Source organism: Vreelandella piezotolerans (assembly GCF_012427705.1).
Taxonomy (GTDB): Bacteria; Pseudomonadota; Gammaproteobacteria; order Pseudomonadales; family Halomonadaceae; genus Vreelandella; species Vreelandella piezotolerans.
Genome location: NZ_CP048602.1, coordinates 998,540 through 1,017,461, shown reverse-complemented (window position 1 = coordinate 1,017,461; position 18,922 = coordinate 998,540). Strand labels below are relative to the sequence as shown.

Annotated in this window: 25 protein-coding genes, 1 pseudogene and 1 riboswitch; of the genes and pseudogenes, 8 read left to right on the top strand and 18 right to left on the bottom strand. The window is 55.1% G+C overall.

What is annotated here, in order from left to right; translation table 11 throughout:
• Nucleotides 1-16: 16 nt before the first annotated feature.
• On the bottom strand, nucleotides 17-997 hold the full coding sequence (locus GYM47_RS04705) for a zinc-dependent alcohol dehydrogenase (RefSeq protein WP_153842272.1): 981 nt from the start codon (nucleotides 995-997) through the stop codon (nucleotides 17-19).
• 259 nt (nucleotides 998-1,256) lie between these two features.
• Here GYM47_RS04705 and GYM47_RS04700 point away from each other — a divergent pair, with 259 nt between their 5' ends.
• Entirely contained in the window at nucleotides 1,257-1,976 is a 720-nt protein-coding gene (locus GYM47_RS04700) for a CDP-alcohol phosphatidyltransferase family protein (protein WP_153842271.1), read from the top strand.
• Nucleotides 1,977-2,266: 290 nt separating this feature from the next.
• On the top strand, nucleotides 2,267-2,827 hold the full coding sequence (locus GYM47_RS04695; RefSeq protein WP_139525312.1) for a manganese efflux pump MntP: 561 nt from the start codon (nucleotides 2,267-2,269) through the stop codon (nucleotides 2,825-2,827).
• A gap of 109 nt (nucleotides 2,828-2,936) precedes the next feature.
• On the opposite strand, the gene bla is transcribed toward GYM47_RS04695, so the two are convergent.
• From bla to GYM47_RS04660, 7 genes are all read right to left on the bottom strand, one after another.
• Nucleotides 2,937-3,818, bottom strand: a complete 882-nt coding sequence (gene bla / locus GYM47_RS04690) for a class A beta-lactamase (RefSeq protein WP_153842270.1) — start codon at nucleotides 3,816-3,818, stop codon at nucleotides 2,937-2,939.
• 93 nt (nucleotides 3,819-3,911) lie between these two features.
• Entirely contained in the window at nucleotides 3,912-5,318 is a 1,407-nt protein-coding gene (locus GYM47_RS04685) for a sensor histidine kinase (protein WP_153842269.1), read from the bottom strand.
• Nucleotides 5,319-5,452: 134 nt separating this feature from the next.
• Nucleotides 5,453-5,911 carry a GNAT family N-acetyltransferase gene (locus GYM47_RS04680; protein WP_153842268.1) on the bottom strand — a complete coding sequence of 153 codons (459 nt, stop codon included), beginning with the start codon at nucleotides 5,909-5,911 and terminating at the stop codon, nucleotides 5,453-5,455.
• A gap of 2 nt (nucleotides 5,912-5,913) precedes the next feature.
• A complete protein-coding gene (locus GYM47_RS04675) occupies nucleotides 5,914-6,342 on the bottom strand; it encodes a GFA family protein (protein ID WP_153842267.1) in 429 nt (142 codons plus the stop codon).
• Between the two features lie 43 nt (nucleotides 6,343-6,385).
• Nucleotides 6,386-6,856: a GNAT family N-acetyltransferase gene (locus GYM47_RS04670; RefSeq protein WP_153842266.1), complete on the bottom strand. Its 471-nt coding sequence runs from the start codon at nucleotides 6,854-6,856 to the stop codon at nucleotides 6,386-6,388.
• A 22-nt stretch (nucleotides 6,857-6,878) separates the two neighbouring features.
• Nucleotides 6,879-7,406, bottom strand: a complete 528-nt coding sequence (locus GYM47_RS04665; protein WP_231125518.1) for a GNAT family N-acetyltransferase — start codon at nucleotides 7,404-7,406, stop codon at nucleotides 6,879-6,881.
• 105 nt (nucleotides 7,407-7,511) lie between these two features.
• Nucleotides 7,512-7,868 carry an OsmC family protein gene (locus tag GYM47_RS04660; RefSeq protein WP_331250785.1) on the bottom strand — a complete coding sequence of 119 codons (357 nt, stop codon included), beginning with the start codon at nucleotides 7,866-7,868 and terminating at the stop codon, nucleotides 7,512-7,514.
• Nucleotides 7,869-8,172: 304 nt separating this feature from the next.
• Between GYM47_RS04660 and GYM47_RS04655 the strand changes: the two genes are divergently transcribed.
• The 3 genes from GYM47_RS04655 to GYM47_RS04645 all read left to right on the top strand — a co-directional run bounded on the left by GYM47_RS04655 (nucleotide 8,173) and on the right by GYM47_RS04645 (nucleotide 9,660).
• Entirely contained in the window at nucleotides 8,173-8,994 is an 822-nt protein-coding gene (locus tag GYM47_RS04655) for an aldo/keto reductase (protein WP_153842264.1), read from the top strand.
• A gap of 163 nt (nucleotides 8,995-9,157) precedes the next feature.
• Complete coding sequence (locus GYM47_RS04650; protein ID WP_039176654.1) at nucleotides 9,158-9,409, top strand: type II toxin-antitoxin system Phd/YefM family antitoxin; 252 nt, start codon at nucleotides 9,158-9,160, stop codon at nucleotides 9,407-9,409.
• Nucleotides 9,406-9,660 carry a Txe/YoeB family addiction module toxin gene (locus GYM47_RS04645; RefSeq protein ID WP_117618974.1) on the top strand — a complete coding sequence of 85 codons (255 nt, stop codon included), beginning with the start codon at nucleotides 9,406-9,408 and terminating at the stop codon, nucleotides 9,658-9,660. Before GYM47_RS04650 ends, GYM47_RS04645 begins: the two co-directional genes overlap by 4 nt.
• A gap of 149 nt (nucleotides 9,661-9,809) precedes the next feature.
• On the opposite strand, the gene GYM47_RS04640 is transcribed toward GYM47_RS04645, so the two are convergent.
• From GYM47_RS04640 to GYM47_RS04620, 5 genes are all read right to left on the bottom strand, one after another.
• Entirely contained in the window at nucleotides 9,810-10,790 is a 981-nt protein-coding gene (locus tag GYM47_RS04640) for an alpha/beta hydrolase (protein ID WP_153842263.1), read from the bottom strand.
• A gap of 105 nt (nucleotides 10,791-10,895) precedes the next feature.
• The gene (locus GYM47_RS04635; RefSeq protein WP_139525304.1) at nucleotides 10,896-11,177 is read right to left on the bottom strand and encodes a type II toxin-antitoxin system RelE/ParE family toxin; all 282 of its coding nucleotides are present in this window, start codon (nucleotides 11,175-11,177) and stop codon (nucleotides 10,896-10,898) included.
• Entirely contained in the window at nucleotides 11,174-11,446 is a 273-nt protein-coding gene (locus tag GYM47_RS04630; protein WP_153842262.1) for a CopG family ribbon-helix-helix protein, read from the bottom strand. Before GYM47_RS04630 ends, GYM47_RS04635 begins: the two co-directional genes overlap by 4 nt.
• 136 nt (nucleotides 11,447-11,582) lie before the next feature.
• On the bottom strand, nucleotides 11,583-11,885 hold the full coding sequence (locus tag GYM47_RS04625; protein WP_153842261.1) for a type II toxin-antitoxin system RelE/ParE family toxin: 303 nt from the start codon (nucleotides 11,883-11,885) through the stop codon (nucleotides 11,583-11,585).
• Nucleotides 11,873-12,130, bottom strand: coding sequence for a type II toxin-antitoxin system Phd/YefM family antitoxin (locus tag GYM47_RS04620; protein WP_138438255.1), 258 nt, complete (start codon nucleotides 12,128-12,130; stop codon nucleotides 11,873-11,875). The genes GYM47_RS04625 and GYM47_RS04620 overlap by 13 nt, the downstream gene beginning before the upstream one ends.
• 55 nt (nucleotides 12,131-12,185) lie before the next feature.
• On the opposite strand from GYM47_RS04620, the pseudogene GYM47_RS18570 reads away from it, so the two are divergent.
• A pseudogene (locus GYM47_RS18570) lies at nucleotides 12,186-12,296 on the top strand (IS30 family transposase); the annotation flags it as partial.
• 131 nt (nucleotides 12,297-12,427) lie between these two features.
• On the opposite strand, the gene GYM47_RS04615 reads toward GYM47_RS18570, so the two are convergent.
• The 3 genes from GYM47_RS04615 to GYM47_RS18565 form a co-directional block, all read right to left on the bottom strand.
• The gene (locus GYM47_RS04615) at nucleotides 12,428-13,051 is read right to left on the bottom strand and encodes an FtsB/FtsL family cell division protein (protein WP_231125517.1); all 624 of its coding nucleotides are present in this window, start codon (nucleotides 13,049-13,051) and stop codon (nucleotides 12,428-12,430) included.
• Between the two features lie 130 nt (nucleotides 13,052-13,181).
• Nucleotides 13,182-13,871, bottom strand: a complete 690-nt coding sequence (locus GYM47_RS04610; RefSeq protein WP_479694259.1) for a DUF4238 domain-containing protein — start codon at nucleotides 13,869-13,871, stop codon at nucleotides 13,182-13,184.
• A gap of 31 nt (nucleotides 13,872-13,902) precedes the next feature.
• On the bottom strand, nucleotides 13,903-14,169 hold the full coding sequence (locus GYM47_RS18565; protein ID WP_153842258.1) for a DUF4238 domain-containing protein: 267 nt from the start codon (nucleotides 14,167-14,169) through the stop codon (nucleotides 13,903-13,905).
• A gap of 385 nt (nucleotides 14,170-14,554) precedes the next feature.
• A riboswitch (TPP riboswitch) is annotated at nucleotides 14,555-14,706 on the top strand.
• A 79-nt stretch (nucleotides 14,707-14,785) separates the two neighbouring features.
• On the opposite strand from GYM47_RS18565, the gene tenA reads away from it, so the two are divergent.
• Together tenA and thiC are read left to right on the top strand one after the other, a co-directional pair.
• Nucleotides 14,786-15,454 (top strand): thiaminase II, encoded by a 669-nt coding sequence (tenA, locus tag GYM47_RS04600; RefSeq protein WP_153842257.1) that lies wholly within the window; start codon nucleotides 14,786-14,788, stop codon nucleotides 15,452-15,454.
• A 25-nt stretch (nucleotides 15,455-15,479) separates the two neighbouring features.
• A complete protein-coding gene (gene thiC, locus GYM47_RS04595; protein WP_153842256.1) occupies nucleotides 15,480-17,396 on the top strand; it encodes a phosphomethylpyrimidine synthase ThiC in 1,917 nt (638 codons plus the stop codon).
• Between the two features lie 17 nt (nucleotides 17,397-17,413).
• Here the strand turns inward: thiC and GYM47_RS04590 are convergent, their stop codons facing one another.
• Both GYM47_RS04590 and GYM47_RS04585 read right to left on the bottom strand, forming a co-directional pair.
• Nucleotides 17,414-18,493, bottom strand: coding sequence for an NAD(P)-dependent alcohol dehydrogenase (locus GYM47_RS04590; protein ID WP_153842255.1), 1,080 nt, complete (start codon nucleotides 18,491-18,493; stop codon nucleotides 17,414-17,416).
• 143 nt (nucleotides 18,494-18,636) lie between these two features.
• Nucleotides 18,637-18,822 carry a CsbD family protein gene (locus tag GYM47_RS04585; RefSeq protein WP_139525293.1) on the bottom strand — a complete coding sequence of 62 codons (186 nt, stop codon included), beginning with the start codon at nucleotides 18,820-18,822 and terminating at the stop codon, nucleotides 18,637-18,639.
• Between the last annotated feature and the right edge of the window lie 100 nt (nucleotides 18,823-18,922).

Sequence of the window (18,922 nt, the reverse complement as noted above, 5' to 3'; positions counted from 1 at the left end):
AATAACGGTTGAAAGATTAGGGGTAGCGAATTCGGTGACAGAGCGCCGTGCTCTGTGGACTAAACAGCGCCGGGGCTCGTTCGGGGAAATCGGCAAAATCGCACTCACTGCTGATCAACGCCTCAAGGGCAGGGTCGGCCAGCAGGCGAAGCGCCACGTTCAAGCGACGGCGATAGTTCCAGCGCGGCTGGAGTTTGGCTGGCAATTGACCCACTTGGCTGGCACGCAGTGTCAATCGCTGGGAGTGGAACGCCCCGCCAAGGGGCAGCGACACCTCTCCTTGACCAAACCAGCTCATCTCGATGACACGGCCTTCATTGCCGACGAGCGACATGGCCAAACGCAGGCCGTCGGGATGACCGCTGGCATGAATCACACAGTCTTGATCGTTCGGGGCTTGCTCAGGCAGGGCATACGGTACATCGAGGGCTTGGGCCAAGGTTTCACGCTCGGGATTGATATCGACCAGCGTGACCTCGACCCCCGCGATGCGCGCGCACAAATACGCCACCAGCGCGCCCACGACACCCGCCCCCACCACACAAACACGCTCGCCCAGCATGGGGTTGGCATCCCATACGCCGTTGAGCGCGGTTTCCATGTTGGCAGTGAGCACCGCGCGCTGCGCGGGCACGTTATCGGGCACGGGCACTGCCATATCGGCAGGCACCACATAATGATCCTGGTGGGGATGTAGGCAAAACACGGTTTTATCGACAAGCGCGTCAGGCCCGTGGGTGACCCGGCCGACGCTGCAATAACCGTATTTCACCGGAGTGGGAAACTCTCCAGCTTGAAAAGGAGCGCGCATGCGCTGGGTTTCGCTGTCCGGCACGCGTGCGTGAAACACCAGTGATTCCGTGCCACGGCTAACGCCGCTGTACAGGGCACGAACGTGCACCTCTGCTTCACCTAACGTGGGCAGCGGTTCCTGCTGCAGTTGGCCCTGGCCTGGGTGTGTTACCCAAAAAGCCATGGCCGTCTTAGGCGCCGACATGACATTTCCTTATCGTTGAAGCGCTGTTTCCATCCGTTGATCTTAACGTGACTAAGATATGGCGACTTTTCAATGGCTCACCTATAGCTTAGCGTAGAAAAGCAATCGGTCTATTAACGCTTGCCAACCTTCAACATTGTTTAATGAGGGAACTTTTGGGGATGCTGACTACCATACACCCTATACAATAATGGTACATAGATAAATTATTGCATCATTAATTTCAACTGCGGTCGACGATACCGCTACGTGAGCCACCATGCCGCCTGTGTCTAATTCCTCCCCATTTCCCCTGCCCAAGCGACTGTGCAGCAGCATCGAACTGCTGGTAGGCGCGCTACTATTGGCAGGTCTTGGGACGCTGCTCGCGCCTCTCCTGCCCGGCGCAGCCAACTGGTGGGTGGCCATTGCCTTTTATGCCCTGATCAGCGGATTGGTCTTAGTGTTTTGGCCTCATGGCCCGCTGGGTTGGGCCAACCGGGTGACACTGGGGCGCGCGGTGCTGGTCGCTCTGGTGGCGGGCGCGCTGGTGAATGACGCCTTTATCGACGCCATTTGGCTATGGTTGGGCGTCTCGGTCATCGCACTATTACTGGACGGCGTGGATGGCTGGATCGCCCGCCGCACTCGCTGCCACTCATCTTTTGGGGCACGCTTCGATATGGAACTGGATGCCCTGCTGATCATGCTGCTGTGTGTTGGCTTGATCATGGAAGAGGGGCTGGGGCTGTGGGTGCTGCTGATTGGCGGCATGCGTTATTTATTCGTGGCCGCTAGCCTTCCCTTCCCTTGGCTGGAGGCGCCGCTCAATGACAGCTACCGCCGCAAAGCCGTGTGCGTCTGGCAGGTCGTGGCGATGCTGCTGGCGCTAACGCCGCTGACCTCACCGCTGTTAGCGGGACTGCTGGCGTTCAGCGCGTTGGTGACGTTGATTTACTCTTTTGGCGTGGATATTAAGTGGCTTTACCAACACCGCTAAACGCATTCATCATTACATGGCGTGTTTAAAAAAGAAGTTACCTGATGCCTTTAAAGCAGCCATTTCTTACATCTTACCCACGGGCCCAAAGTATCAAAAAAGGCAACAAAATAAGCTAGTAGACACATTCTTAGCTAAGGCAATACTTGTTCGCCATCATCAACTTTATTTTTTATGAACTTTGTGGTCATCAACAAAAAAACTGATAAGATTTCGCGCTATTCGATTCTTTCCTTTGTCACTCAAGTAAGCATTTCACACAACGCTTTTACTTCAAGAGTCTGCCCACCATGACACCCGTTGCCCTCCTTTTTCTTGCGGTTTCCATGTCGGCGGATGCGTTCGCAGCCTCCATCAGTAAAGGCGCGGAACTGAGCAAACCCCGCTTCCATCACGCCATCGGCATTGGCTTGGTGTTTGGCATCATCGAAGCGATGACACCGGTGCTTGGCTGGGTAGCGGGTAAGGCGTCTCAACAGTACGTGGAAGCCTGGGATCACTGGGTCGCGTTTACGCTGCTGACCGTCATTGGCCTGCATATGATTCATGAAGGTCTCAAGAAAGAAGACAAGATAGCGCACCGCAAGCAAACGCTGTGGCTGCTGATACTGACGGCTACCGCCACCAGCCTAGACGCCATGGCGGTAGGTGCCAGCTTGGCATTCATCGATGTGAACATTATCACCACCAGCCTCGCCATTGGCCTTGCCACCACCGTGATGGCCTCCATGGGAACGCTGCTTGGTCACTCATTGGGCAAGTACGTTGGCCACTGGGCCGAACTGATAGGCGGGGTCGTGCTGATGGGGATTGGCGTCATGGTGGTGGTAGAGCATACGGGAGTTTTATAACCAACGGCCCCTCCCCACTCGATAACGGCGGATAGGTTCACTCGATAGTAGCGTCGCTCAAAGATGAATGGTTACAAAAACGGGTGGCTGTTTGGCCACCCGTGTTTCGTTATTCGTCTGCTAAAGTGGCTTGCACCACTTCCCCTAGCGAGGCAATGGCTGCATTGCGCTCTTCAAACGAGGCCTCGGTGTCGGTGATATAAAATACCGCCACCGTGGGTGGTTGCTCTGGAGGCCAAATAATCGCGGTAATCGAGCGGGAGCCATAACCACCTGCGCCAGTTCGGTCTGCGATCACCCAATCAAACGGCATGGCGGCACGGAAGAGGCCATCCGCAACGGCATTGCCTTTCATCCATGCTTCTAACTGCTGCCGAGACTCATCCGCTAGGACATCGCCAAGCACCAGTTTTTCTAACGTGGCCAGCATAGCGTTGGGCGTGGTGGTGTCGCGCTCGTCCCCCGGAGTGGCTTCGTTCAACTCAGTTTCATAGCGGTCTAGCCGAGTAATAGGATCGTCCATACTACGTGCGAAGGCCGTGACCGCCTCCGGCCCGCCTAGCGCCTGTAACACGAGGTTAGCAGCGGTATTATCGCTGGTCGTCATGGTGGCATCGCACAGCTCAAACAGCGTCATCGGTTGATGGCCCGCATACTGCTCAGTCACCGGGGAGTACGTCACTAGGTCAGATTCCTCAAAACTCACCTCGGTCTCCAGCGCTAACTGCCCTTCATCTACCTGCTCCAGTAGCGCGCCGCAGGCCAGGGTTTTGAAGGTACTGGACATCGCAAAGCGCTCATCGGCATTCACTTCCCAACGCTGGCCCGTGGCTAGGTTGTGCGCGGCAAAGCCAATACGCGCGTCCAGCGCCTGTTCGATACGCGCTAGCTCGGCGGTAATGGGGTCGTCTTGCGCCATCGCATGAGATGACGCGAACAGCACGCATGCCGATAGGGCTGCACGCAACCAACGTGGTTGGCGATGATTCATGGTTAATTTTCCTGGTCCTTAAGAGGGTCATAGATACCCTGCGTTGGCGTGGTCAGCCCCGGCAACAAGCGGAGCCATCATTGCACTGATCCATCAGGCTGGCTTTGCCACCCTGGGTAAGCGAACCCAGAAACAGCAGCCCTCCGTTGGTACGGAGTGAAAACCGATGCTGCCCCCCATTTCTTCCACTAGGGACTTGGTGATGGACAAGCCAAGCCCCGTCCCACCGGTGCGTCGCCGGTCTGTCCCGTCCGCTTGAGCAAAACGCTCGAACACGCGCGGCTGAAACAACAACGGTATTCCGTTTCCGTGATCGCACACATGGATTTCAAGCCACTGGCTATCGATTGCCCCTGCGCTTACCGCAACGTGTTCGCCGGGATCAGAGTGCTTGCAAGCGTTCGAGATCAAATTCGCCATGATTTGAGCAAACCGTTCCGGGTCGATGTTCACATAGTCATGCTCATCGAGCGGTTGCATGGCTGGCCGGTGTGGCGCGTGATCGTGTGTGGTAATCGTTTGAAACCCTAGCGAGACTGAAAAACTCTCTGCATAGGGCTGATTCAGCGCTACCGCGTGTTCCACCAAGGGAAGCAACGGCAGGTGTTGCCGCTGGAACGTGAGCTGTCCGCTTTCGAGCTTCTCGATATCAAGAATATCATCGATCAAACTTTTCAATCGCTTGCCATTATCGTTCGATAACACGACCAAGCGCTGCGCATCCGCACTCAACGTGCCACCGACACCGCTTTGCAGCATGCTCAATGCCCCTAGAATCACCGTCAAAGGCGTGCGCAATTCATGGCTCACCGTGGAGATGAAGGTTTTCTGCATGGTCATGACCCGCTGACGCTGACGCCACTGATTGATTACCGACAGACTTGTGACCAGCAGCAGCACTGCAATCACCGCTGCACCGCCCCCCCACACCCAACGGGATTGCCGGGCTTGACGAGTGGCCTGCAGGGTTTGGGCACTCAAACGCTCGCGTTCATTTTGCTCTAACGCATTTAAATGCCCACGTAACCGATCCATCGTTTGACGTCCACCAGCCGCCAACAGTCTTAGCGCGGCGGCTTCCAGGCCATCCGTATCACGCACGGAGATATTGGATTCTGCTATCTGCATACGCCGCTCGACCAAGGACGACAACACCTCTTCCGATAACAGATCATCGGAGCCAGTGGGCAATGAAATACGCCTCAACTGCTCTTGTTGATGTGCTAAGCGGGCACGCGCCTGCTGATAGGGAAGCAGGTAGGCTGGTTGACCAGTGATCACATAACCCCGCTCCCCCGTCTCCAGATCCAGCAGCGTTGATTTGAACGCTTGTATGAGAGCGATACTCTCCAAATGCCGGTTTACGGCAGCATTGGCATCCAGCAGTGCTTCCTGAACGCGAATTCCCTGCCATACCATGGCGGCTAACATGAAAGCGACTAGGGCAAGAGCACACCACTGCAAACGACGCAGTATCGGCGGGGTGAGTTTTTTAATCAATGGAACACCAAACCTATAACAATGATTGATTCATCTATAGCAGGTTAGACGCCATTTATCATTTAACTCTATGAGTTAATAGAGAATACCCAGCGATATATTGCGGCTTTCAAAAAAACTCTCAGCGTGTCGCACTATGCCGAGGTGCGTCTGAAATGCATGAGAAGCTCTGGCTCTCCCGTGTGCTCATCCAACTGCTCGCCCATGGGCACAAAACCCCGCGCTTCATAAAAACGGACGCTAGAAACATTCTGGGCATACACCGTTAGTTGCAGCCACTCCCTGCGGCGCTTGGCATCTTCCAGCAGCGCACTACCTAAGCCACAGCCCTGCTGGTTGGGTTGCACAAAAATGGCGGCTAGCGTGTTTTCATAAAGGCTGTAAAAGCCCACCACCTGGCCCAATGCTTCAGCCACGTAGGTTTCAGAAGCAGGAAGATACACATCTCGCATCGCCCCCTGCTTCGATTCCCAAAAGCGGGGCGCGATAAAATCATGCGCTTGAACCGACGCCGACAGCCAAATAGAGAGCACGGCCTCCATATCCTCTGCCTGAAAGGCGCGTATGCGATAGTCGGTTGAGTTTGCATTCATGCTCACACCTGGCGAAGTGCGCTGTAAAGTGCTTCCAGGCTCTCGGGGGAGGCATCAAAGCGCTGGCAGTGGGTTGCCTCCTGCTCCCAGGCGGCAGCCGAAGCCATATGAAGATGGACGGCAACCCGGGCAGTGGTCTCATCTTCTAATAACCCTGCTGGCACCCACATCCAATCGCTACCGCGCAGTTGGTTGGGTACCGGGCTGCCGCATGTCGCGCAAAAATCACTTCGGTAGCCACTTTCACGCTGATAAGAACGGATACTCCCCTGCCCCGACAGCCACTGGAACTGCTCACCCTGCACAAAGGTGGCCGCATTGGCAGCCGCGCCGGTGGCCTTGCGGCATAACGCACAGTGGCATTGGTAAAAGTTCGGTAGCTCACCGTCGATCGTGAACGCCACCTCCCCACACAGGCACTCGCCTTTCATTTCCTTCTCCTTAAGGAATTTTTGATACATCACCGCTTTCGCGCTACTCCACGCTGGCGTTATACAAGATCACCTCATCCCCTGCGCCATAGCCACTAATCACCGCCGCGCGGGAGACGCCTAGCGTGGATTGATACAGCTTCTCTGCGAAGTTGCCTTCCGAGGTGGTTACCATTACCGCCCCCACGCCGCAGCCCTGGCGGCGCACATGGGCTTTGAACGGCGCTAGCGACTCCACAATAAGCTGTTTACCCAGCCCCTTACCCGCCGCATCTGGGTGAATGCCGATTTGTTCCAGCTCGATAATGCTCTCTTCCCGAAAGCCGTTCTTCACGCACCAAAGGATATAACCGTGCACTTGGCCTTCCACTTCGACCACGTAGTAAACGCCCCTTGGGTAGGCGTTAAACGACGCCTCTATCCACCTGGCGTGGTTTTTCTCGCGTGGGAAACAGGCCTGATACACCTCAGCGATGGCAGCAATATCGGTTCTTTCTGCAGCTCTTACCGTCACTTTAAAATCCTTTTTTCGAGACTTACCTCATGACTTTCTCAAAGCCAAAAAACTCAAGCTTATGCGCCTTACTACCCCGCTCTTCATCATCCGGTAAGGGGTAATAACGGTTATAAAAAGAGACAATTTTAAAACCGCACTTATTGACATAAAAGTGGATGTTTCGCTTTTCAAAGTAGGGCGTGTGGGTCATCCATACCCGCGTTTGTGGGTACATCTGCTCAATGGCTTGCCAGGCACGGTAGCCCACGCCACGCCCGTGGGTGCTGGGTAGGAGATAGAACAGATCCAGCGCGTTGTGTTGGGTGGCTTCGTCAATGGTCACAATCGCGCCGCCCACTTTCACGCCGTCTAACAGTATGTGATGCACCACGGCATCTGGCGCGGTAAGAGAGTTGTCGATATCGGCGTCGGAAGGAAGCAAGCTCGCTTCCACTGCGCCAAACGTCTCTTCCACTGCCACGCTAAACGAGGCTTTTAACTCTTGCTTGAACGCTTCAAATGCCGATGCGCCTGCCAACGCCAGCCTGACGTTAGAGGTATCTTCCATGGCTACGCCTATATGCTCAGTGAGCGTGATTAACCAACCGTTTAGGCTAACCGCTGCCATTACGTTTTGCTATACCACGCTCCAACAACTGACGACTTAACGACGTTAATGCTGAATCTCGGTCACCACATCGGTCTTAACCGAGTTAGCGATAAAACACTTTTCATGGGCGGCGTGGTGAATGTGCTCAAGCCCCTCAATAGAGGGCGGTTCTCCTGCAAACACCGCCTTTGGCCGCAGCGTGACTTGGGTCATGGCGATCTTTCCATCGCGGCCCTTCTCCATCACCCCCACCGCGTTATCCACGTAGCTTTCCACGACAAAACCCTGCTGCCCGGCGATGGCGAGGAAGAACAGCATATGGCAACTGGAGAGCGAGGCCACGAACGCCTCTTCCGGGTCGACGTTGGCCTCGACCGAATAGGGCAATGGCACTACATGAGGCGATGACGACGCAGGCACGCGAACGCCACCATCGAACACCCATTCGTGCCACGACTATAGCGCTGATCTATAAAGGCTTCATCGGCTCCACGGGCCCACTGAATGCAAGCGGTGTATTCGTCCATTTGGGTTTCTCGATAGTATTGAAAGCGGCCACGAAGGCGGCATGAGTAACTTCTGACATGATCTCAGAATTGTGCTCATCGAGCTTCTCTCGTTTATCCCCTTCAATACGGATCGACTACGATGGGAGCATGAACGGCGATGGCCTTGGGCAGTCAGAACCACATAACATCATGGAATGACACTAGGAGAGTGAGAGATGCAGACGATTGAGCTAGGCGGCGTCAGCGTTCCCCGTATCGGCCAGGGCACCTGGCATATGGGTGAGGATGCCGGGCAGCGACAGGCAGAAATCAGGGCGCTGCGTGAAGGTATAGACCTGGGCATGACGCTGATCGATACCGCCGAAATGTATGCCGAGGGCGGCGCTGAAGAAATCGTGGGTGAAGCCATTCGTGGGCGACGCGATGAAGTGTATCTCGTCAGCAAGGTGTACCCGCACAACGCCAGCACCCAGGGTGTTCAAGCCGCCTGCGAGCGCAGCCTGCGCCGATTGGGCACCGATACGATTGATATGTACCTGCTGCACTGGCGCGGCCAGTACCCGCTGAGTGAAACCGTGGAAGCGTTTGAGCGGCTACGCGAGCAGGGCAAGATACGGCGTTGGGGAGTGTCGAACTTCGACGTTGACGACCTAGAAGAGCTAAACGCGCCCGCGTGCGCCACCAATCAGGTGCTCTACAACCCCGACGCCCGGGGCATCGAGTACGACTTACTGCCCTGGCAAGCCCAGCAAAACATGCCGCTTATGGCCTACTGCCCCATCGGGCAAGGCGGCGCGCTACTTCATGACGCTACTCTGAAACGCATCGCTGACAAACACAGCGCCACCCCCGCGCAAATCGCGCTTGCCTGGGCACTGCGCAATCCCGGCGTGATTGCCATTCCTAAAGCCGTGAGCCTGGACCACCTGAAACAGAACGCTAATGCGGATAAGGTTAGGCTCGATGACGAGGATTTGGCAGATATTGATGCCGCCTACGCGCCGCCAATACGCAAGCAGGGCTTAATGATGGTGTGAGCAACCGCCTATCAACGGCTTAGCGTGGGATACGCTTCGTGGGCATCATCGGCTCAACCGCTGTTTTAAAGCGGAGAAAACCGAACGCGGCGAAGCCAATTGGCAACCCCAATCCTGTACGCTATCCTGTACATTAACAACATCGCGTACAGGAGTACCCTTTATGGATGCCATCAGCTATACCGCCGCTAGGACCAACCTAGCCAAAACCATGGAGCAGGTCTGTGAAGACCACTCCCCTGTGATCATCACCCGCAATAAGGCGCAATCCGTGGTCATGATCTCTCTCGAAGACTATGAAGCACTGCAAGAGACAGCCTATCTCCTGCGCGCGCCCAAGAACGCACGCCGTTTACTGGAATCCGTTGCCGAGTTGGAGCAAGGGGGTGGTCAGGAAAAGGAACTTCTTGAATGAAGCTCATCTTTTCCGAGAACGCCTGGGAAGACTATTTGTACTGGCAGAAAACTGACAAAAAGATTCTCAACCGAATCAACAAGCTAATCAAAGAAATCAAGCGAGAGCCATTTGAAGGCGTCGGCAAGCCAGAACCCCTTAAACACAGCCTCGCGGGTTACTGGTCTCGGCGAATCAACGAAGAACACCGCATCGTTTACAAGGTCACGGACGACGCTTTGCTGATTGCCCAGCTGCGGTATCACTACTGATATAGCGCTGAGCTTTCCCTCAACGTGGATAGGCCCTCATAAGATCACCAAAACAGCTGCTGTTAGAATAAGCCACTTAAGGCCTAACATATCAGGCCCCAACGGCCCAGGGCAGGAGCGCCTTAATAGCGATAACGCTGGTTGGGCTTCTAAGGTAGTCGCTGCACACGGTCAGTGAATTCGACGATGTGATCCACCAACAGTGGGGCTACAGGCAGCGATGCGTCTGAGTACGAAGCGCTTTGCTGCGCCGGATTGGGCGGAACCATCTTGAGTACATGGTTCATTCCCTCCACAAGCAACAGTTCTGCATCTGGACGCGCTTGCTTGAGCGCCTCCGCTTCGCTCGGACTGACCTGTACGTCTGTGGTGCCGTGGACGATCATTGCCGGGCCGGGGGCATGCTGGATTTCCTCGGTCGGCACGTACCGAAACCAAGAGATCAGGTACGGCTGCACGCTCGAACGGAACAACGAGGTCAACGCTGGCGGCACGCCCTCTGTCGTGCGACCTTGCTCCAGCTCGGAGAGAATGCGCTCACTATCCTGCCACAGATCATCCGGAAGCTGCGGCCGCAACTGATCGCGGATAATTTCTGGCGCGGAACGTGCCGGTGCAGCAACCGAGATGAAGGCATCCGCACGCGCTTGCTTTGCTGCGAGCATGCCGATCAGTGCCCCCTCGCTGTGCCCGAGCAGGGTGATCGTATCAAAGCGAGAATCCGTTCGAAGCTGACGAACCCATGAGGCGGCATCCTCTACGTAGGTGTCGAAGCGAAGCTCATTCTCCAAAGGTGCAGCGGCTGCACTGGCCGCCACTCCCCGCTTGTCGTAGCGGACCGAGGCGATCCCCCGCACAGCAAGTTCTTCGGCAAGCAGCTTCAGGCTGTCGTTTGCTCCCGGCAAGAGAGCACTGTTGCCATTGCGATCCGTGGGACCTGAACCGGCATGCAGTAACACAAGCGGATGTGGCCCGGTAGAGGGCGGCAGGAGCAGAGAACCATAAAGGGTGCCGGTGCCAGTTTCCAGACGAACTTCCGATTCGGTGGGCTGCGCCGGGGCATGCGGCTCGCTCGCCGAGCCAGATGCCGAGAACAGGATCAAGAAACCAACAGCGATGCGCAATATCACGAGAACACAACCCTCAATGTGATGGGCTAACCCCAAAGTGCACCCGTGACCAGGACGTAGCGAAGCGGAGACAAGGGCGTCCAAGTGCCGCGTTTGGTTAAATTGCTATCGTTCGCCTTCAAGGCCATGCCACACCCGGAGAATAATGATGGCACTGGCATGAACTGAATATCGAACAACGTATTTTCCGAAAACCATATCTCGAACAGAGTCAGGCACCGGTGCCATTTCAACTGGTGTGCCCATTCTGGGGAAGTCGGGAAGTAATTCGATTTTGCCAACCAGTTCGGTAGCAATCCTGGCTGCCGCCGACGGGTTGTGCACAGCAACGAACTCCCTGAGGCGTTTCAAATCATCAATGGCTTCATCCGTGTAAACCAGCTTCACTTACCTGACCTCGGCGCATCCTGCTCGTTTTCGGTTCCCCAGCTATTAAGCCAATTGTGAACCTCGCTGGCATCAACGACCTTGCCTTGGGCAGCAGACTCCATTGCCTCTAGCGTTTGTTTCCAACGCTCTTGCTCAAGCTGCTGCTTTTCTATGTATTCCGACAATGCCTGGTTGATCACCCAGCTTTTGCTACGGTGCAGCCTGCTGGCGATTGCTTCCAAACGCTGTTCAACTTCTGCCTGAAGGCGAACCGTGGTGACGCTCATGACTATGCCCCTCACACCTAGTAACTACAATGTATTACAGCATGGTCTGCGAGGTGAGGCAAAAACTTAACCCGAAGCGCACCGGTGACCTTGACGTAGCGAAGCGGAGACAAGGGCATCCGAGTAACGCGCCTGGTTAGCTGCTCCCAAGCATGTACGCACGAAGCTGCCTTTCCTCTCGCATGACATAGAGGACAAAAACTTGCTTCTCATCCTCACGATAAAAAATGCGACATGGTGGAGCAACCACTTCCCTGTATACCGAATTAGGGAGCTCTGTTGGAATCCGCCCGGATTGGGGAAAACCTTCCAAACGGTCGATTTTATCGAAAACCTCTTCTACCAGGCGACTTGCAGCGGCAGGATTATCCAGAGCAATGTACTCAGCGATCGCATCCAGTTCTTGAAGGGCTGGCTCCGTCCAGATTACTTCAGCCATTTACTCATTTTCTCCCTGGCCTCACTTTGGCTGTACATTCTTCCTTCAAGTACAGCACGCTCTCCTCGTGAGAGCCCTTCAAGCAGCTCAAGTCGGCGCTGCATAAACTCGTAATCCTGCACATCGACAAGATATGCGGATGGCTGACCATGCTCCGTGATCAGTACCGGCTCTTTAGACAAGTGCAGATCTGCCAGAATCTTTGTGGCTTGGCGCTTGAGGTTTGTAACAAGCTCAACTTTCATGGGCTCACCCTGAATCAGACTAATAGTGACACTATAGTATCACTTTTCAGGTAGGGCAATCACAGCTAACACACGGCCGCGCAAGACACTGAACTGGCGCACGCCGCTGGTAGTTTACGCCGAGGTGCTCAAGAAGTCGGTCGCTGGCCCGAGCATCCTTCAATAGCGTTGCGCTTGGAACTTGAGACCGCCCTCCCTGGTACAGTTAACGTCCGGCTTTAGGGCGGCCTGTAGCCGCGAAGGGGCGGAAAGGCCGTCCCAACCCCGAAGGGGCGATAACAGCCGCTTGTTAGATTTTTAGTCGTCACCATCTGTCTCAACTTGCAGCATTTCCCTAAGCTCAAGCTCTGCAAGTGGTTGCACTCGGCGATAGAATGACATAAGTATTTTTAACTGCATTAAATCATTTCCAGAAGACCGCCTTGTCAGCTCGTCCTGCATTACCTGCGGAATCTGCATTTGGTCAATAAGTTGCTGTTTCGCTTCTTGCACAAAACGAAGGCGTTCTTGGTCTAGCTGAAGCTCAGCAAGCTCCACTTCAAGCTTCCTTAGCTTTCTCTCCGACATTCCAGTCTGAATCTTGTTATAACTCTCATGAGCCTGATCAAAAGAAGTAGTTACTGCAGTAACGATGCATGCCAGCAAACCAGCGACCAACACAGCTTCTTTTAGCTTAATATGGCCGGGTGATGCATACCTAATTTCAACAATTTGAGGGCGCTGCTCAGACGGAATTCTTGCGTACAAGGAATGATAAAAATTGACAGCGCTATAGCCGCCTCTCCAAGGGTATTTAGCATATACGCCATGAAACCAGTCCACAACACGCTGGTCGTCAGATTCGATTCTGTCACCAGATAGTGAGTAAACCAAGCTATAGCACTGGGTATATAGCTTCGCAAGATCTGCAAGCTCTTGCATTTCCCAATCTTTGTCGAGCTTCAAGAATGTGTGGCCCAACTCCATCCGTTACCCCCAGTCTGAAATCTAACGCCGCGCTTTGCGGATGTTTTGAAGCGCAGCGGAAAAACAGTCCGACAACAGCGCTTTGTTAAATACCCATCCACATAACTTTGCCGTCCGCCAGGTCTGGGTTCTTTTTGAGCATTTCCTCTGCGAGCCTAAAATCATTTTTATCTGAATATATGTAATTCAAAGAGCCAGAAATTTGCAAGGAATTAGTAAATTTAACGTTTTCTGAGCTTAACTCCATAGCTTCACCCTCTCTAATTGAGGATATTAATATTTCCGCGTAAGAAGTATCAATATTATCTATGGGCAAATTTTGTGCCCTACGCTTTGCTAAGAAATCCAGATTTTCTTCTAAATCTGAATAAAGCAAAGGGCAAATGAAAGAGAGACATAACTTATTGGATATCGGAACCTGTATTTCAACCCCAGGTACTGAAATGCCCTTATCGCCTCTTAACCCCTGCGGCCAGTGATTGTACATAGCCACTGGATTGTCGCCTATGATCAAATGCGAGCCATTAGGTGCTTTCAGAAGAGCAATGGGTTTGTCATGGAAACGTTTTGCCATCTCAAAAACATGCTCATGTGTAAACTCAATGTGCTGCTTATCAATATCTTCTTTTTCCAACACTTCAAAATTTTTGACATCTTCAGGACGCAGCCCCATATTTTGAAGCCACTCAGCCATTCCTTTGTTTAATTGGTCGAAAAACACCCTTTGCTTTTTTACCCTCAAGAGCAGATTTGTCACAAATACACATAGAACGATGTAATCATCATTGGTAAGGTCTTCAAGCGACTCATTCCTGCAAATCTTTTTTTATTACTGAACTACATATTGATTCTAATTTTGACAACCTATGCTCTAAGGTATGCTTTTCCCCATCAAGATTTAAGTTGTAAAAGCCATTCTCACTAGCACTATCTCTCACGGATGTGCCAAAGCTAATTGCTCTTGATTTATCAAAGGCAAAAATCTTGTGCTTCTTTCTATAGGAAAAGTTCTTCAACAAGAACTGAGGCACATAGTGTTGCTTTTTGGGAGTATCTGGCCGAATCCTGTCCATATCTCTCCTGCATATTTAACAGTGATTATACGCCCTGCCATGAAACCTCAATGAACGTGACATCACAATGACTGAGGTTTCATAGCCACGAAATTGAATCTACCTCATTGATTCTATAGCGTGCAAAGAGAATTTTGGCGATGTAGCCAAAATTCGCGGGCTTACACGTTTTGCCTGCCTCAATAATACTGTTTTTATGAACAGAATTATTGAGGCATTCGCCCATGAAACTAATGGAACGCGTCAAGGCAACCATGGGGGTCAAGCACTCAATGCCATTGTCTTTTCTTGTCGTTTATTGGTTGCACGGCAGGCTATCCCTTTACGTCCAATTAAATAACCTACTCTTGCATCTCCCCCACCCGCCTCCTACACTCCACCCACGAACAGCTTGACGGGGTGCCGGTGATATCCGGCTGAGATGGCGCAGGGTGGGCTTTTGGCTACCGAGCGCTGGTCCCGCTGAACCTGATCCGGCTAATGCGCTGCTTTGAACGTGGCGCGGGTACCGGCGTAGGGATCAAGCGATGGCCGCGGCGCTCCTTTACGCCACTCTTCCGTGCCATTCCCTCGATCTTTCTCGCCTGCCCTCCGGATCATTACCACCGGAGGCATCATGGGCTACCGCTTTACCGATCTCACCACCGCTTGCCAGCAAGATTGGCGCGCCTACATCGAGCACGATTTCGTGCGCCAATTGGGCAACGCCACGCTGCCGGAGGCGTCGTTTCGCCACTACCTGAAGCAGGATTACCTGTTCTTGATCCACTTCGCCCGCGCCTACGCGCTAGCGGCCTATAAAAGCCCCACCCTGGCGGATTTGCGCCAGGCCCACGAGGGCCTGAAAGCCATCGTGGATGTGGAGCTGGGCCTGCACGTGGGCTTTTGCCAAGAGTGGGGCATCAATGAGCAGGAGCTTGCCGAACTCCCTGAAGCCCGCGCCACGTTGGCCTACACCCGCTATGTGTTGGATACCGGCAACCGCGGCGACCTGCTCGATTTGCACGTGGCGTTGGCCCCGTGCCTGGTAGGCTACGGTGAAATCGCCAACTGGCTCAACGCGCAGCCCTCTACGCTGCGCGGCGAGCAGAATCCTTTTGATGCCTGGATCGCCATGTACGAAGGCGAGGAGTTCCAGGCCGCCATGCAGGCCGAGCTTGCGTGGCTCGATGCCCGCCTGGCGGACGTCACCCCTGCCCGTTTTGCAGAGCTGAGCAAGATCTTCCGCGATGCCACCCGCCTGGAAATCGACTTCTGGCAGATGGGTTTAGACCTTTCTGAATAACCTCCTACAACACAGAGCAACCGTCATGACCAAGACCGTCAAAAGCAGAACCGCGCACTTTTTAGCCGAAACCGCCCAGGTCGATGCCGCCGCCGTGGCGCCGCTGCCCGGCTCGCGCAAGGTGTACGTGGAAGGCTCGCGGCCGGATATTCGCGTGCCGTTTCGGGAAATCTCCCTCTCGCCCACCAAAACCAGCGGCGTGGATGAGCAGAACCCGCCGCTGCTGGTGTACGACACTTCCGGCCCCTACACCGACCCTAACGCCCGCATCGATTTGCGCCAGGGCCTGCCGGAGCTGCGCCGGGCCTGGATCGAAGAGCGCAACGACACCGAGTTTTTGGATGGCCCCACCAGCCAGTATGGCCAGCGCCGCGCCAACGACCCTACCCTTGCCCAGCTGCGCTTTGATTTAAGCCGCACACCCCGCCGGGCGAAAGCGGGCAAGAACGTGACTCAGCTCCACTACGCCCGCCAGGGCATCATCACGCCGGAAATGGAGTTCATCGCCCTGCGGGAAAACCAGCGCCGCCAAGCGTTGGGTACGGCGGAGGTAGAGCGCATTCTGGGCCATCAGCATGCGGGCCAGAGCTTTGGGGCCAGCCTGCCCAAAGAGATCACCCCCGAGTTCGTGCGCGACGAGGTGGCTCGCGGGCGGGCGATCATTCCCAACAATATCAACCACCCGGAAAGCGAGCCGATGATCATCGGGCGCAACTTCCTGGTGAAGATCAACGGTAACCTGGGCAACTCGGCGGTCACCTCTTCCATCGAAGAGGAAGTGGACAAGATGACCTGGGGCATCCGCTGGGGCGCGGATACCATCATGGACCTCTCCACCGGTCAGAACATCCATGAAACTCGCGAGTGGATCATCCGCAACTCGCCGGTGCCGATTGGTACGGTGCCTATCTATCAGGCACTGGAGAAGGTCAACGGCATTGCCGAAAACCTCACCTGGGAGATCTTCCGGGATACGCTGATCGAGCAGGCGGAACAGGGGGTGGATTACTTCACCATCCACGCGGGGGTGTTGCTGCGCTACGTGCCGCTTACCGCCAACCGCGTCACCGGCATCGTCAGCCGTGGCGGCTCCATCATGGCGAAGTGGTGCCTGTATCACCATCAGGAGAGCTTCCTGTACACCCACTTCGAGGAGATCTGCGAGATCTGCAAGCAGTACGATGTGGCGTTCTCGCTGGGCGACGGCCTGCGCCCCGGCTCCATTGCCGATGCCAACGATGAAGCGCAGTTTGCTGAACTCGAAACCCTGGGCGAGCTAACGAAGATTGCTTGGAAGCACGATGTGCAGGTGATGATCGAAGGCCCCGGCCATGTGCCCATGCACTTGGTAAAAGAGAACATGGATAAGCAGCTGGCGTGCTGCGACGAAGCGCCCTTCTATACGCTTGGCCCGCTGGTGACGGATATCGCCCCCGGCTACGACCACATTACCTCGGGCATTGGGGCGGCGATGATTGGCTGGTTTGGCTGCGCCATGCTCTGCTACGTGACGCCTAAAGAGCACCTGGGCCTGCCCAATAAAGACGACGTCAAAACCGGTATCATCACCTACAAGATTGCCGCCCACGCGGCGGATTTGGCCAAGGGCCACCCGGCGGCGCAGCGCCGTGACAACGCGTTATCGAAAGCGCGCTTCGAGTTCCGCTGGGAAGACCAGTTCAACCTGGGCCTGGACCCGGACACCGCGCGGGAATTCCACGATGAAACCCTGCCGAAGGACTCCGCCAAGGTAGCCCACTTCTGCTCCATGTGCGGGCCGAAGTTCTGCTCCATGAAGATCAGCCAGGAAGTGCGCGACACCTACCGCGACCGCGCCCCGGAAAACGCCGCTGAAAGCGATGCCGAAGCAGTGAAGCGCGGTATGCAGGAGCAAGCGGAGAAATTCCGCCTGAAAGGTAGCGAGCTGTACCAAGAGGTGTAACCCGCTACCGATGGCGCTTAGCCAGCGCTAAGCGCCACTTTTAGCACGCCATCGCGCTGGTGGGAGAAGAGGTCGTAGGCTTCCACGATATCCTCCAGCGCGTAGCGGTGAGTGACCAGCGGGCCTAGGTCTAAACGGCCTGATGCAATCATGCTCATCAGCCTGCGCATACGCTCTTTGCCGCCAGGGCACAGCGAGGTAATGATTTTATGATCGCCCAGCCCTGCACAAAACGCACCTAGCGGAAGGGTGAGGTCTTCGGAGTAGACCCCCAGGCTCGAGAGCGTGCCGCCGGGTTTTAGCACCCGTAGCGCGGCCTCAAAAGTTTGCTGTAGGCCCAACGCTTCAATGGCGGCATCTACTCCACGGCCACCGGTGAGTTTGAGCACCTCCTCCACCACATCGACCTTGCGGAAATCCAGCGTCACATCCGCGCCCATTTGCTTGGCCATGTGCAGGCGCTCATCAACACCGTCGACCGCGATAATCATGCCCGCCCCACGCAGCCGTGCGCCCGCGGTGGCACACAGGCCAATCGGCCCTTGGGCAAACACCACCACCGTATCGCCTATTTTAATGCCCGCCGATTCCGCACCGGCAAACCCCGTCGACATGATATCGGGGCACATCAGCACCTGTTCGTCGGTTAGGCCATCGGGGACGGGCGAGAGGTTCGCTTGGGCATCAGGCACCAGCAGATACTCCGCCTGGGCACCATCGATAGTGTTCCCAAAGCGCCAGCCACCCATGGGCTTGTAGCCGTGGCTGTGGTGGCCGCCATCCTGTGCACAACAACCGTCCTGGCAGGCGTAAGAGGTGAAACTGGGACAAATCGCGCCAGCAATCACCCGCTGGCCTTCTTGATAGCCTTTGACGTTGGCACCGAGTTTTTCAATCACACCCACGGGTTCATGGCCGATGGTTAAGCCACGCTCGACCGGGTACTCGCCTTTGAGTATATGAACATCGGTACCACAGATGGTGGTGGTGGTGATGCGCATGAGGGCATCGTTCGGACCAATCTCGGGGATGGGTTTATCGTCGATTTCGATGCGGCCGGGTTCAACGAAAATTGCCGCTTTCATCATGGTAGGCATGGGGCACGTCCTCAGTGAGGGGAGTCATGACACATTGCCATTAAGCGTGAAATAGCAGCCGCAAATCGTGCGCTGGGTCACGTAAAGTGCCAAAACAGCCACCGGAGCCTGGGCTCCGGTGGTTGATGGGGTGCCATCGAGAATTACTTTTTCTTCTTGGCCCCCTCCTTGGCATCGCCTTTGCCTTTTTGCAGTTCGCCTTTGGCTTGCTGGGCTTTGCCTTTGGCTTCGGTTTTGCTGCTGCCGGTGGCCTTACCGGCGGCTTCTTTGGCTTTCCCGGCGGCTTTGTTGGCCGCGCCTTTCACTTTGTCTTCTTTGCCACTTGCCATGACGAACACCTCTAATCCGTTAGGAGGGAAAAGGCCGCTCGTCGCGTGCATGGGACATCGACGGCGGCTCTTTTCAGCGTAGTGCGTCGTTAAAAAATTA